This is a genomic window from Streptomyces sp. HUAS MS02 (assembly GCF_055702265.1).
Map to the genome: position 1 here is coordinate 2,348,516 of NZ_CM146747.1, position 13,375 is coordinate 2,361,890.

At 69.9% G+C, this 13,375-nt stretch carries 12 protein-coding genes and 1 pseudogene; 4 read left to right on the forward strand and 9 right to left on the reverse strand.

Translation table 11 applies throughout. From position 1 onward, the window contains the following. Positions 1-400 precede the first annotated feature (400 nt). Positions 401-946 carry a hypothetical protein gene (locus tag ACZ9QC_RS10005; protein ID WP_472919852.1) on the reverse strand — a complete coding sequence of 182 codons (546 nt, stop codon included), beginning with the start codon at positions 944-946 and terminating at the stop codon, positions 401-403. A gap of 1 nt (position 947) precedes the next feature. Next, positions 948-2,675, reverse strand: a complete 1,728-nt coding sequence (ctaD, locus tag ACZ9QC_RS10010; RefSeq protein ID WP_472921649.1) for an aa3-type cytochrome oxidase subunit I — start codon at positions 2,673-2,675, stop codon at positions 948-950. A 233-nt stretch (positions 2,676-2,908) separates the two neighbouring features. Between ctaD and ACZ9QC_RS10015 the strand changes: the two genes are divergently transcribed. Then, positions 2,909-3,079: a hypothetical protein gene (locus tag ACZ9QC_RS10015; RefSeq protein ID WP_472922004.1), complete on the forward strand. Its 171-nt coding sequence runs from the start codon at positions 2,909-2,911 to the stop codon at positions 3,077-3,079. A gap of 63 nt (positions 3,080-3,142) precedes the next feature. After that, positions 3,143-3,439: pseudogene (locus ACZ9QC_RS10020) on the forward strand (acyl-ACP desaturase); the annotation flags it as partial. Between the two features lie 216 nt (positions 3,440-3,655). On the opposite strand, the gene ACZ9QC_RS10025 reads toward ACZ9QC_RS10020, so the two are convergent. From ACZ9QC_RS10025 to ACZ9QC_RS10040, 4 genes are all read right to left on the reverse strand, one after another. Beyond that, on the reverse strand, positions 3,656-4,321 hold the full coding sequence (locus ACZ9QC_RS10025) for a vitamin K epoxide reductase family protein (protein ID WP_472919853.1): 666 nt from the start codon (positions 4,319-4,321) through the stop codon (positions 3,656-3,658). Then, complete coding sequence (locus ACZ9QC_RS10030; protein ID WP_472921650.1) at positions 4,318-4,905, reverse strand: hypothetical protein; 588 nt, start codon at positions 4,903-4,905, stop codon at positions 4,318-4,320. The genes ACZ9QC_RS10025 and ACZ9QC_RS10030 overlap by 4 nt, the downstream gene beginning before the upstream one ends. Before the next feature lie 856 nt (positions 4,906-5,761). Continuing rightward, positions 5,762-7,090, reverse strand: a complete 1,329-nt coding sequence (locus tag ACZ9QC_RS10035) for a class I SAM-dependent RNA methyltransferase (protein WP_472919854.1) — start codon at positions 7,088-7,090, stop codon at positions 5,762-5,764. Positions 7,091-7,248: 158 nt separating this feature from the next. Continuing rightward, the gene (locus ACZ9QC_RS10040) at positions 7,249-9,327 is read right to left on the reverse strand and encodes an APC family permease (protein ID WP_472919855.1); all 2,079 of its coding nucleotides are present in this window, start codon (positions 9,325-9,327) and stop codon (positions 7,249-7,251) included. A gap of 513 nt (positions 9,328-9,840) precedes the next feature. Here ACZ9QC_RS10040 and ACZ9QC_RS10045 point away from each other — a divergent pair. Together ACZ9QC_RS10045 and ACZ9QC_RS10050 are read left to right on the forward strand one after the other, a co-directional pair. Then, positions 9,841-10,512, forward strand: coding sequence for a potassium channel family protein (locus ACZ9QC_RS10045; protein WP_013000206.1), 672 nt, complete (start codon positions 9,841-9,843; stop codon positions 10,510-10,512). After that, entirely contained in the window at positions 10,512-11,189 is a 678-nt protein-coding gene (locus ACZ9QC_RS10050) for a potassium channel family protein (RefSeq protein ID WP_472919856.1), read from the forward strand. The genes ACZ9QC_RS10045 and ACZ9QC_RS10050 overlap by 1 nt, the downstream gene beginning before the upstream one ends. A 223-nt stretch (positions 11,190-11,412) precedes the next feature. Here the strand turns inward: ACZ9QC_RS10050 and ACZ9QC_RS10055 are convergent, their stop codons facing one another. The 3 genes from ACZ9QC_RS10055 to ACZ9QC_RS10065 form a co-directional block, all read right to left on the reverse strand. Beyond that, positions 11,413-12,171 carry a DUF3159 domain-containing protein gene (locus ACZ9QC_RS10055; RefSeq protein ID WP_467339656.1) on the reverse strand — a complete coding sequence of 253 codons (759 nt, stop codon included), beginning with the start codon at positions 12,169-12,171 and terminating at the stop codon, positions 11,413-11,415. A gap of 3 nt (positions 12,172-12,174) precedes the next feature. Then, complete coding sequence (locus ACZ9QC_RS10060) at positions 12,175-12,573, reverse strand: OB-fold nucleic acid binding domain-containing protein (protein ID WP_078936928.1); 399 nt, start codon at positions 12,571-12,573, stop codon at positions 12,175-12,177. Positions 12,574-12,647: 74 nt separating this feature from the next. Beyond that, on the reverse strand, positions 12,648-13,331 hold the full coding sequence (locus tag ACZ9QC_RS10065) for a response regulator (RefSeq protein WP_184900224.1): 684 nt from the start codon (positions 13,329-13,331) through the stop codon (positions 12,648-12,650). Positions 13,332-13,375 lie beyond the last annotated feature (44 nt).

Here is a 13,375-nt window from a genome sequence, read left to right on the forward strand (position 1 = left end):
GCCGCCCGAACCCCATAGCCCGGAGATCCGGATCACCGGAGGGCATCGCGGACACCACCCGTCTGCTCGCCGGCAGGAGCCGGCTGACGCACTCAGGATCAGCCCGGCACCGACCGGACGCATCGCACGCGGGCGACGGGTCTTGGCCCGCCCGCACTCGTCGCCACACCGGAGCCGACCACCACGAGCGCGCGCAAGACCCGAGTTCAGGCGCCCTTGGCCACCGGCTCCAGAATCGCCACGCACTCCACGTGATGCGTCATCGGAAACACGTCACGGCGGACACACGTCACGGCGGCCAAGACAAGGAGAACCTGCAGTTCAGATGGCCTTTCCTAGGCCAGCAGAAGGGCTCTGGCGCACCGAAGCGTCAGATGGGCGTCACCGCCGACACGCTCCCCTATCGCGCGGGCCACGTACGGCCCGCCATGGTGCCACGGGCCGTACGTGTGCGCGTCGCCGCGATGGCGAGGGTCAGGCCGACGACCGCCGCGGGAGCTGTGGCGATCATCAGCCAGTCCGCGCCGTCTTCCGGGCCGGCGGCCACCAGGAGGGCTGCCGTGGCCACGGCGGCGGCGAGTCCGCAGGCGAGGAGGGCGGCGAAGGCGTACCGGGAGCGGCCGTGTCCGGGGGCCGGCGCCGCCCAGTGACGGGCGATCTCCCGCACCTCCCGGCGGTGCTGTGCGGCGGCACGGATCCGCAGCGCGGCCGCGACGGTCGCACCCGCCACCACCACCGCGCAGGCCGCCTGCCACACCACGCCGGCGAAGAGCACCGCGGCGCCGACCGCGGCCGCACTCCAGCCGGTCAGACAGGCCACCGCCGCGGTACGGCGGGAGGCCGGCCGGTCGGCCCCGGCTCGCAGGTCGGCGAGGGCAGGGAGGTACCAGACGCAGCCGGCGGCGGTCACCAGCGCGGCGCCCGTCGCCGGGACGGTGTGCGCCACCTCAGTTCACCGCCTCGGCCGCGGCGATCTCGGGGTGGTGGAGGTCGAAGGCCGGAGACTCGGACCGGATCCGCGGCAGCATGGTGAAGTTGTGCCTCGGGGGCGGGCAGGAGGTCGCCCACTCCAGCGAACGGCCGTAGCCCCACGGGTCGTCGACCTCGACCTTCTTGCCGTACTTGGCCGTCTTCCAGACGTTGTAGAAGAACGGCAGGATCGACAGGCCCAGCAGGAACGACCCGATCGTGGACAGGGTGTTGAGCGCGGTGAAGCCGTCGGCGGCCAGGTAGTCGGCGTACCGGCGGGGCATGCCCTCGGCACCCAGCCAATGCTGGACGAGGAAGGTCAGGTGGAAGCCCGCCGTGAGCGTCCAGAAGGTGATCTTGCCGAGGCGCTCGTCGAGCATCTTGCCGGTGAACTTGGGCCACCAGAAGTGGAAGCCGGCGAACATCGCGTACACGACCGTGCCGAAGACCGTGTAGTGGAAGTGCGCGACGACGAAGTACGAGTCGGAGAGGTGGAAGTCCATCGGCGGCGAGGCCAGGATCACGCCCGTGAGGCCGCCGAAGACGAAGGTGATCAGGAAGCCGGTGGTCCACAGCATCGGCGTCTCGAAGCTGAGCGAGCCCTTCCACATGGTGCCGATCCAGTTGAAGAACTTCACGCCCGTCGGCACCGCGATCAGGAACGTCATGAAGGAGAAGAACGGCAGGAGGACGCCGCCGGTGACGTACATGTGGTGCGCCCACACCGTCACCGACAGACCCGCGATCGCGATCGTCGCCCCGATCAGGCCCATGTAGCCGAACATCGGCTTCCGGGAGAAGACGGGGATCACCTCGGAGACGATCCCGAAGAACGGCAGCGCCAGGATGTACACCTCCGGATGGCCGAAGAACCAGAACAGGTGCTGCCACAGCAACGCGCCGCCGTTGGCCGCGTCGAAGACATGGCTGCCGAACTTGCGGTCGCACTCCAGGGCGAACAGGGCCGCCGCCAGCACCGGGAACACCATCAGGATCAGCAGCGCGGTCAGCAGCACGTTCCAGGTGAAGATCGGCATCCGGAACATGGTCATGCCGGGTGCGCGCATGCAGATGATCGTGGTGATGAAGTTGACCGCGCCGAGGATGCTGCCGAAGCCCGACAGCGCCACACCCATGATCCACATGTCGGCGCCGAGGCCCGGCGAGTGGACGGCGTCGGACAGCGGCGCGTACAGGAACCAGCCGAAGTCGGCGGCTCCCCCCGGGGTGAGGAAACCGAACGCGGCGATCGACGAGCCGAACAGGAAGAGCCAGTAGGCGAGCATGTTCAACCGCGGGAACGCCACGTCGGGAGCGCCGATCTGCAGCGGCATGATCCAGTTGGCGAAGCCGGTGAACAGCGGCATCGCGAACATCAGCAGCATGATCGAGCCGTGCATGGTGAACGCCTGGTTGAACTGCTCGTTCGACATGATCTGCGTGCCCGGACGGGCCAGCTCGGCGCGCATCATCAGGGCCATCACCCCGCCGACGATGAAGAACACGAACGCGGTGACCAGGTACATCGTCCCGATCTTCTTGTGGTCGGTGGTCGTCAGCCAGTCCGTCCACGACGGTCCGCCCGGCGTGTACTCCGCCCGTCCGGATGCCTCGTCGGCCACGGCGACCTCGGCGCGCGGCCGCTCGGTCCCCTTCTGCTGTATCTGTGCCTCGTCCACCGGACGGCGTCCTCCCCATGCGGTCATGTCGTCGACGAGCCGGGAAGTGCCGTGGTGCGGGATGTTCACCTGACTCTTCCTTGTCGCCGCCTCATGATCGGCGGTGGGGTACCGGGTCCGGATAGGGCCGAAGGGCCCCTCCCAAGACCCCTGCGCAGGGGTCCAACGTCCCCACTTCACGTCGCTGAGCGGCGCGGCGCGCATCGCCTCGCACGCCGGTCGTACGCTGCTGAGCACCGAGCGGTCCAGGAGCGCGCGGAATGCCCGAATCACCACCCCCGACCGCGGCGTCGTCACGGCTTCGGCTCGACGTGCCGGACAGGATGCACAGCCTCCTCGACGCCGTCACGAACCTGGGCCGGGGCCTCGAACTCCCCCAGGTGCTGCGCGGCATCGTGGAGGCGGCGATCATCCCGGGGCCTGGGCGGTGAGCTCTGGACGGCCCATGACCATGGAGTGCCGGGCCTCCTCCGCGGTCCAGCAAGGCGTTGCGCGCCGTCGCCGACGTGGTGAGCGGCTTCAGGACGCCCGGCCACGGCCTGCCGGGCTTCGAGCGCGCCGCCGTCGAAATCGCTCTCGGCGGCGTCCACAACCTGCGCGTCCACCACGACGACGTCCTCCAGCCGGTACTGCGCCACCTCAAGGTCCTGCACGTGACCGGCCTCGGGCGCGAGGGACTCAAGGCCCAGCAGGAACTGGGCGAGTTCCTCGGCTCACTGGACACGCAGGCAACCCGGTTCGACGAGCGCAGGACCGTCATCCTGGCGCGGCGCGCGGCCGCGAAGGGCTGAGCGGCGGCCGGGCGGCGCTTCCGTCACCGGCCTGGCGGTGCAGCGGTACGGGCGGGAACGCGCCAGGTGACCCGAGCCGACGGCAATGCCATGCCTCCCCTCGCACGTTCCCGCGACGGCGTCATCACCCGGCCCGGGGGCGTGCTCCCGGGCGCGGGCCTACGAACCTCCGCGCCCGTCCACCCACCGAGCGCGGCCGTGCGGGGGCCCGCGGGATCAGAGCAGGGTCTGCCAGTAGTCCCAGAAACGGGTGGCGATCAGCATCACGATGCTCAGGTACCAGGTGACCGGTACCGCCCAGTGGAACTCCAGCACCCCGGCCACCAGGACGCGGGGCGCACGGATGATCCCGTGCCGCAGGTTGTGCGCGGTGACGTACCAGAACATCGCGACGGTGGCCGCCCATGCCAGGCAGCACCACAGGCACAGCGCGCCGATCTCGTACAGCGCCTGCGTCATCAGCCACATACAGAACCCTGCGCCGAACAGCGTGCCGGCGTTCAGCCCGAGCCAGAACCAGCGGCGGAAGCGGGCCCCGGCCAGCAGTGCCGAGCCGATCGCGACGACCACCGGGTATGAGAGCAGGCCGAGCAGCGGGTTGGGGAAGCCGAACACGGACGCCTGGTCGCTCTTCATGACGTTCGTACACGACAGGATCGGGCTGAGGTTGCACGAGGGCGAAAAGTCCGGGTCCGCAAGGAGCTGGAACTTGTCGATGGTGATGACGAAGGAGGCGAGGACGCCAAGGGCGCCGGACACGATCAGCAGCCAGGCGAAAGCCCGCCCGGCCCCGCTCGTGCTCGCCGACGTGATCTCCCGCTCATCTCCGCCCCCCTGAGTCACAGTGGTGAGATGGTGCACGGTCGTGGTGGTGCCGGTCATCGGGGTTGTTCCGCCTTGGCTCTGTTCGGGGCGGGCCGGGGGCCCACAGTGGCCGACACGTCGCTGCCGCGCGGAGCACGGCCGTTGTCCTGCTCCGGTACGCCGGGGACGGCCCCGCGGGCTGCCCCCTTTGGCCACACGACCTCGACCGGAACGCCGTGGGCGCGGGCGTATGCCACCAGATGCGCGGTGGCATCACGGCCGTTGGACGGCGAGCCGTCCCACACGGCCAGCAGTTGACGGCATCCCGCGATCATCCGCTCGTCCTCGCCGACACACGCGTCGCGGTCCGCCGGGTCGTACGCCAGCAGACGCACCTGCTGGGCGAGGACCAGCACCTCACCGGTCGCCGCCCGGTCACGCTGCGGGAGCAACGCCGGCACCATCCCCTCCGTGGGAATCACCACGACGAGTTCCCGACCCGCCGCCCGCACCGCCCGGCTGAACGCCACCGGCACCCCCGCCCCCACGCGCACCAGCCCCGGCAGCCGCTCGGGCAGGCGCTCCAGCACCGCCCGCAACTCGGCCTCCACCAGCTTCAGCGTCTGCGAAGCGAGGTCGGCGTGCCCGACCGCCAAGATCATCTCTCCGCTCACATCCCGTCCTACGGTGCTCTCGCTCTGCCGTTCGTCCTCGCACTGCACGGCCCCGCCCGCCTCGCCCATGAGCGAACCGCAAGACGATGCCCACAGGCGGGATCCAAAGCGTCGGCGCACGGGCGGGACCGCAGGATCAGTGAAGTCAGTACGCTCAACCGGCGACAAGGGCCGAACGGCCCTGCCCGAGAACGTCGACGCGCTCTCGATGGGGCCCGTCAGACCTGCTCGGCGGCCCGTGCCCCTTCCGAGGAGAGCGACGGCTCGGGCGGGGGCGTCCCCGCGGCTGGCCAGGCGGTGTACCCGGAGCACCTAGGCAACCTGCGCGCCGACCTGCTCGACCGGGTCGAGGCTGACGCCGGGGTCCTGCGGGATCAGGCCGATACGCCGCCCTCGCACCTCCGCCCACGCCCGCTCCCCGAGCCCGGTCAGCTCCTCACCCCTCCGAGGTGCCGGAGGCCCCGAGAGCGTCACACTTCTGACGCACCGCTTCGTGCGCCTGCGCGCCCCGGCAGCCGCTGACATCGAAAGCCTCAGGGCGGACCCGACCGTCGCATGCACCGCTTGGCAACTGGACGAACTCCACATCGCCCCACGACGACCTTCTCGGCCTGTTCGGCGAGCCCCTGCGGTGACACCTCATCAGAACGAACGTCATCTGAGCGTCAAGAGGGCTGTCGCCTCTGGGCCGAGAGACGGAGAGACAATCCCGTCGATTCGGCAACAGCCACAGGAACGCCAGGTCGGACAGCCTTCACAAGCCAAAGAGGTGCTCCACGCCGTGCGCTTGGGAGAACAGGTCGAGTTCACCCGGTCGCACCTGAGAGACCCATGAAGCCGCAGCTCAGAGGCCCTTTTCCGCAGGCTCAAGAATAGCCACGCACTCCACGTGATGGGTCATCGGAAACAGATCGAACGCCCTGAGCGTCCGCACCCGGTACCCGCCCTCCCGGAAGTACCCCAGGTCGCGTGCCAGCGCGGCCGGGTCGCAGGCCACGTACGCGATGCGGCGGGCCGCCAGGGACGCGAGGTGCTGGACGGTCTTGCGGCCCGCCCCCGCACGCGGCGGATCCAGGACGATGAGGTCCACCTCCGTGATCCCCGTACGCGGCAACACCGCCTCGACCTTGCCCTGTTCGATCCGCACCCGCTCGAACTCGGCGAGGTTGTGCCGCGCGTCCTCGACCGCCCGCTTGCCGGACTCGATGCCGAGGACCGCGCCCTTGTCACCGACGCGGTCGGCGAGGGCGCCCGCGAACAGCCCCACGCCGCAGTAGAGGTCCAGCGCCATGTCGCCCTTGCGGGGCAGCAGGCCCTGCATGACGGCCTTGACGAGGGTGTCCGCGGCCTTGGGATGGACCTGCCAGAAGCCGCCGCTGCCCACCCGATACGTACGGTCGTCGGCGCGCTCGCGGACGAAGGGGCGCCCGTGGACGCGGTGCACGCCCCCGTCCTTCTCCTCGACCCGCATCACGGACACCGGCCTGTCCAGCTCCACGATCGGCAGACGCGCCCCCGGCCGCGGTTCGAGGATGACCTGACGGTCCTGCGAACCGGTCGCCGCGATCGCGTCGATCGACGCCATGCCCGTCCAGTCGCGCTTCTCGATGCCCAGCTCGGACACGCCCGGTGCCGCGATCATGCAGTGGTCGATCGGCTCGACCTCGTGCGAGCGGTGACGGCGCAGACCGGCGCGCCCCGACTCGTCCACCGCGTACTGCACCCGCGTGCGCCACGCGGGGACCTCGCCCGCCGGCAGCTTGTCGCCCTCGGCCGGCATCACCGTGCCGTCCCAGCCCGCCTCCTCGGGGGTGAGACCCGCGAGGCGCCGCAGCTGCTCGGTGATGACCTCGCCCTTGAAGCGGCGCTGGGCGCCCGGCTTGGCGTGCTGCCAGTCGCAGCCGCCGCAGCGGCCGGGTCCGGCGTAGGGACAGGGCGCCTCGACGCGGTCCTTGGAGGCCGACAGGATCGAGACCGCGTCCGCCCGCAGGAAGCGCGCGCCCTCCTCGCCGTCGGTCACCCGCGCAACGACCCGCTCACCGGGCAGCGCGTGCCGGACGAAGAGGACCTGTCCCTCGGCGGTACGGGCGATGCAGTGGCCGCCGTGGGCGACGGGGCCCACCTCGACCTCGTACTCCTCTCCCACCAGCGATTTCTTCGGTTCTGCCTGCATGGTGGGGTGACTCCAGAAGAGAGGAAAGCGAAAACGGCCGGACAACAGCCCACCAGTCTACGTGGGTGCTGTCCGACCGTTTACCACGAGCGGGGACTCGCGGGCGAGCCCCGGTCCCGCCGGGTCCAGCTCTTGTCGGCCGAGGACTGGTCCGGGGCCTACTCCGGGGCCTTGTCCGAAGTCTTGGCCGAAGCCTTGGCCGGTGACTCCTTGGGGCGCTCGTTCGCCGGACCACGCCGTACGGACCCCGGCGCACTCCATTCCTGCCGCTTGCGCGCCCGGCGCTTGGCGACCTCGGAGGACTCCAGCTGATAGGGCACGGAGGTCACCATGACACCCGGCGTGAAGAGCAACCGGCCCTTGAGCCGGAGTGCGCTCTGGTTGTGCAGCAGGTGTTCGTACCAGTGGCCGACCACGTACTCGGGGATGATCACCGACACCGCGTCGCGCGGGGACTCCTTGCGCAGCCCCTTGACGTACTCGATCACTGGCCGCGTGACCTCGCGGTACGGCGAGTCGAGGACCTTCAGCGGTACGTCGATGCCACGCCGCGTCCACTCCTCCTGGAGCGCCTTGGTCTCCGCCGGGTCGACGTTGACGCTGAGCGCCTCCAGCGTGTGGGAGCGCATCAGCTTGGCGTAGGCGAGGGCGCGCAGGGTGGGGCGGTGGATCCTGGAGATCAGCACCACCGAGTGGACCCGGGACGGCCGGACGACGTCGTCGCTCGGGCCGTCCGGCGCCGCGATCTCCGCGGCGACCCGGTCGTAGTGCTTACGGATGGCCGTCATCGTCGCGTAGAAGATCACCATGCCGAGCAGGGCCACCCAGGCGCCGTGCGTGAACTTGGTGCCGAGCACGACGATCAGGACCAGCCCGGTGAAGAAGGCGCCGAAGGTGTTGATCGCGCGGGAGCGGATCATGTGGCGCCGCCTGGCCGGGTCCTTCTCGGTGCGCAGATGGCGGTTCCAGTGCCGGACCATGCCCGTCTGGCTGAGTGTGAAGGAGACGAAGACGCCCACGATGTAGAGCTGGATCAGACGCGTGGAGTCGGCGCCGTAGATCCACACCAGGAGGATGGCGGCGCCGGCGAGGAGCACGATGCCGTTGGAGAAGGCGAGGCGGTCGCCGCGGGTGTGCAACTGGCGCGGGAGGTAGCGGTCCTGGGCGAGGATCGAGCCCAGCAGCGGGAAGCCGTTGTACGCGGTGTTCGCGGCCAGGAAGAGGACCAGCGCGGTGGCGGCGGCCAGAACGACGAAGAAGAAGGTGCCGTCGCCGAATACGGCCGCCGCGACCTGGGAGATCACCGGGTTCTGGACGTAGGAGTCGCCGACCGGGGCGCCGTCGCGCAGCAGGTCGGCCGCGGGGTTCTCGGCCATGCGCACGTTGGTGGCCATGGCGAGGCCGATGATGCCGCAGAACATGGTGACGGCGAAGAAGCCCATCAGGGCCAGAGTGGTGGCCGCGTTCCTCGACTTGGGCTTGCGGAAGGCGGGGACGCCGTTGGAGATCGCCTCTACACCGGTGAGCGCGGCACAGCCGGAGGAGAAGGCACGCAGCAGCAGGAAGACCAGCGCGAAGCCGGCGAGCCCCTGGTGCTCGGCCTTGATCTCCAGGTCGGCGGTGGGCGCCCGCATCGTGTCGTCGAGGACCAGTCCGCGGAACGCGCCCCAGGCGATCATCGTGAAGACGCCGACGACGAAGACGTACGTCGGGATCGCGAAGAGCTTCCCGGACTCCTTCACCCCGCGCAGGTTCATCAGCGTGAGCAGCACGATGATGCCGATCGCGCACAGGACCTTGTGCTCGACGAAGAAGGGGACGGCCGAGCCGAGGTTCTCGACGCCGGAGGAGATGGACACGGCGACGGTGAGGACGTAGTCGACCAGGAGCGCGCTGGCGACGGTGAGGCCGGCCTTGGGGCCGAGGTTGGTGTTCGCCACCTCGTAGTCGCCGCCACCGCTCGGGTAGGCATGCACGTTCTGCCGGTAGGACGCCACCACGGTGAACATCAGCACGACGACCGCGACGGCGATCCAGGGGCTGAAGTGGTAGGCCGACACGCCCGCGATGGAGAGGACCAGCAGCACCTCGCCGGGTGCGTACGCCACGGACGAGAGCGGGTCGGATGCGAAGACGGGGAGTGCGATGCGCTTCGGCAGGAGCGTTTCGCCCAGCCGGTCGCTGCGCAGGGCCCGCCCGATCAGAATCCGTTTGGGCACGTCGGTCAGTTTGGACACGCAGAGGATCGTAAGCGCCCCGGCTGGTTCTGGGCACATCCGGGTGAAATCCCGGCGGGCCCCGGGGTGAAATCGGACCGCCGACGACTGCGAAGTGCGTCACCTCACGCATCCTCCGGTGTGATGGCTGCGTCCTTGCGTCCATATGACGAATCCCGTCGAGATGAGGGATCCCGTCGCCCTGAGGAATCCCGTGCATCCCGCGCATCCCGTGTACGTGCCGCGTGTGTACCGGGCATCCGATGGAACCCGTGACGTTCTCGCCCCCTCTACTCCCTGGAGGCCCCATGCAGGCCGCGACCGCTGAGCTGATCGGCGCTCTCGCCTCCCTCGTCGGACTCGGCTTGCTGACGAGGGCCAGTGTCCGCCGGATCCGACGACGTCCCACGATGTGACCCGTGGGTGCACGGGGGTGCCCCCGACGGACCGCGCATGTGTAGCTTGGGCGGCGGTCTGAGACCCTGTTTTCGACGTTTCGGCTGAACAGTAGCTATTGACACCGGAAGGACGGTCGTGCACATCGTCATCATGGGCTGCGGGCGAGTGGGTTCCACCCTCGCCCAGACCCTGGAGCAACAGGGGCACACGGTCGCCGTGATCGACCAGGACCCCACGGCCTTCCGTCGTCTGGGCTCGGGTTTCGGCGGCCGGCGCGTCACCGGGGTCGGCTTCGACCGCGACACCCTGCGCGAGGCGGGCATCGAGGAGGCGGGCGCGTTCGCCGCCGTCTCCAGCGGCGACAACTCCAACATCATCGCCGCGCGGGTCGCCCGCGAGATGTTCGGCATCGAGAACGTGGCGGCACGGATCTACGACCCGCGCCGGGCCGAGGTCTACCAGCGCCTGGGCATTCCGACGGTCGCCACGGTCCGCTGGACCGCCGACCAGATGCTCCGCCGGCTGCTGCCGTCCGGGGCCGAACCGCTGTGGCGCGATCCCACCGGCGGCGTCCAGCTCGCCGAGGTGCACGCCTCGTCGGCGTGGGTGGGCCACAAGATCAGCAAGATGCAGGAGGAGACCGGGGTCCGCGTCGCCTTCCTGACCCGCCTGGGCGAGGCGGTCCTGCCGACCTCGCAGACGGTGCTGCAAGAGGGTGACCTCGTGCATGTGATGATGCGGACGGACGACGTGGAGAAGGTCGAGGCGTCCTTCGCCGAGGGCCCCGACGAGGAGGGCGGTCACTGATGAGGGTCGCCATTGCCGGAGCCGGAGCGGTCGGCCGCTCGATCGCGGGCGAACTGCTGGAGAACGGCCACGAGGTCCTTCTCGTCGACAAGGCGCCGACCGCCATCTCGGTCGAGCGCGTGCCCCTGGCGGAGTGGCTGCTGGCCGACGCCTGCGAGATCACGTCCCTGGACGAGGCGGCGCTCCAGCGTTGCAACGTCGTCATCGCCGCGACCGGCGACGACAAGGTCAACCTGGTCGTCTCCCTGCTGGCGAAGACGGAGTACGGCGTTCCGCGGGTCGTCGCCCGCGTCAACAACCCCAAGAACGAGTGGCTGTTCAACGAGTCCTGGGGCGTGGACGTGGCCGTGTCGACCCCCCGGCTGATGTCGGCGCTGGTCGAGGAGGCCGTGAGCGTCGGCGACCTGGTCCGGCTGCTCCGCTTCAGCCACGGCGACGCCAACCTGGTCGAGCTGACCCTGCCGCCCGAGTCGGCCCTGGCCGGCACCCAGGTCGGTGAGGTCGAGTGGCCGGAGGACACCTCCCTGGTCACCATCATCCGCGGCACCCGGGTCCTCACCCCGACCTCGGACGACTCCCTGGAGGCGGGCGACGAACTCCTCTTCGTGGCCGCGCAGGCGCGGGAGGAGCAGCTGGAGGACCTGCTGTCGGTGCGGCGCGAGGACGCGACCGGCTGACGCGGGGTGTGCGACGACGAAGGGGCGCCCGGAGGTTTCCGGGCGCCCCTTCACGTACCGGGCGACCGGGCTCCCCAAGTCTTCGTCGCCTTCAACCCCTGCGCCCCGTTCCGCCCGGCCCAGGCGCCCTCAGCCCGTCCGGCGTCTGAGGACGAGGCCGTTCAGGCCGAAAAGCGGGGCCCGGGGGCGCAGCCCCTGCGAGGCCCGCACCAGCCCCGGGTGCCTACTCCCCCGCCCGCGCGGCGGCCTTCCGCTCCTCCGCCGCCCGTTCCTCCGCCTCCATCTCGGCGAACACGTCGATCGGGGCCGGGGCCTTGGCCAGGAAGATCCAGGTCAGCCAGACCGCGAGGAGGAACGGCGGGATCTTCAGGGCGATGAGGACCCAGCCCAGCTGTGTGGTGTCGGCCCACCAGTACAGCGGGAAGAGGATGGCGCACTTGCCGAGCAGGATCGCGCCCCAGGCGTAACTCGCCTTCGCGTACGCCTTCTTGCGTCCGGGGTTGCGGGTCCGCCAGGACAGGTTCTCCTTGAAGACCGGGCCGAGCATCAGCCCGATCAGCGGCACACCGGCCAGGGTCGTGATGATGTACGCGCAGCCGAGGCCCAGCGTGTAGAGCATGCCCGGCAGATAGAAGTCCTTGGCGTTGCCGGTCATCATCGCGAAGACCACACCGAAGGCGACCCCGAAGACACCGCTGAAGGCGTGCTTGACGGTGTCCTTCATGACCAGCCGCACCACGACCAGCAGGACGGAGACGCCGAGGGCCGCGAGGGCCGCCGAGTGCAGGTCCTTGTTGATCGTGTAGATGGAGACGAAGAGCAGGCCCGGGAGCACGGTCTCGACCATGCCGCGCACGCCGCCGAACGCCTCGAACAGCGCGGCCTCCGTCACCGCCCTGGAGTCGTGCGAGCCGTCCTGTCCGCCCTCGGCGTCCTGGACGCCGCGCTGGGCGTCTTCCGTCGGCTTGTCGAGCGACGTCACCGGCTACTCCCGTCCGAGCGGTCTGAGTTCGTACTTCGGATTGAACAGCACCCTACGGCCCCGGCTCATCGAGATCCGGCCGGATGCGATCAGCCTGCGCCCCGGCTCTATCCCGACGATGGAGCGTCTGCCGAGCCATACGACGTCCAGGGCGGCCGAACCGTCGAACAGCTCGGCCTCCAGTGCCGGGACACCGGCCCGGGGGCGCAGCGTGACCGTGCGCAAGGTACCAGTAACGGTCACTATCTGTCGGTCGTGACAGTCACATATGCGCGTGCAGCCGGCGGTGTCCGCGTCCTCGCGCAGCTCCTCCGACTCCAGGTCCGTCTGGGACGAGGAGAGCCGGTCGAGCATGCGCCGGAACCGGCCCGCCGGCTTCTCGGAACGAGGAACAGCACTCATGACAAAAAGCGTACCGGGGCCCGCCGACAGTCCAGCACCCCGTACGCGGCGGACCTCCGCCGACTCCCCCGGTCTCACTTCTCGAAGCGGTAGCCCATCCCCGCCTCGGTGATGAAGTGCCTGGGCCGGGAGGGGTCGCCCTCCAGCTTGCGCCGCAGCTGCGCCATGTAGACCCGCAGATAGTTGGTCTCGGTGCCGTACGAGGGCCCCCACACCTCCTGGAGCAGCTGCTTCTGGCTGACCAGGCGCCCGGTGTTGCGGACGAGCACCTCCAGCAGGTGCCACTCGGTGGGGGTCAGCCGGACGTCCCTGCCGTCCCGGTTCACCTTCTTCGCGGCCAGGTCGACGGTGAAGTCGTCCGTCTCCACGATCACGTCGCCGTCCTCGCCGCCCACGGGCTCCGCGCGGCGGACGGCGGCCCGCAGCCGGGCGAGCAGCTCGTCCATGCCGAAGGGCTTGGTGACGTAGTCGTCGGCGCCCGCGTCGAGGGCCTCGACCTTCTCGTCGGAGGTGTGCCGGGCGGAGAGCACGATGATCGGCACCCGGGTCCAGCCGCGGAGTCCCTTGATCACCTCGACGCCGTCCATGTCGGGCAGTCCGAGGTCGAGCACGACGACGTCGGGGTGCCGGGCCGCGGCGAGGGCGAGCGCGCTCGCCCCGTCGTGGGCGGCGTCGGCCTCGTACTTGCGGGCCTTCAGGTTGATCACGAGCGCACGCACGATCTGCGGCTCGTCGTCGACCACGAGCACTCTGGTCATACGGCCCGCCTCATGTGCCGCCTCACGTGCCCCCTCATGTGCCG

Excerpts from the sequence above, each read along its gene's own strand:
- ctaD (WP_472921649.1), bottom strand. The coding sequence starts at position 2,675 with ATGACCGCATGGGGAGGACGCCGTCCGGTGGACGAGGCACAGATACAG.
- ACZ9QC_RS10015 (WP_472922004.1), top strand. The coding sequence starts at position 2,909 with ATGCCCGAATCACCACCCCCGACCGCGGCGTCGTCACGGCTTCGGCTC.
- ACZ9QC_RS10025 (WP_472919853.1), bottom strand. The coding sequence starts at position 4,321 with ATGACCGGCACCACCACGACCGTGCACCATCTCACCACTGTGACTCAG.
- ACZ9QC_RS10030 (WP_472921650.1), bottom strand. The coding sequence starts at position 4,905 with ATGATCTTGGCGGTCGGGCACGCCGACCTCGCTTCGCAGACGCTGAAG.
- ACZ9QC_RS10035 (WP_472919854.1), bottom strand. The coding sequence starts at position 7,090 with ATGCAGGCAGAACCGAAGAAATCGCTGGTGGGAGAGGAGTACGAGGTC.
- ACZ9QC_RS10050 (WP_472919856.1), top strand. The coding sequence starts at position 10,512 with ATGAGGGTCGCCATTGCCGGAGCCGGAGCGGTCGGCCGCTCGATCGCG.
- ACZ9QC_RS10060 (WP_078936928.1), bottom strand. The coding sequence starts at position 12,573 with ATGAGTGCTGTTCCTCGTTCCGAGAAGCCGGCGGGCCGGTTCCGGCGC.
- ACZ9QC_RS10065 (WP_184900224.1), bottom strand. The coding sequence starts at position 13,331 with ATGACCAGAGTGCTCGTGGTCGACGACGAGCCGCAGATCGTGCGTGCG.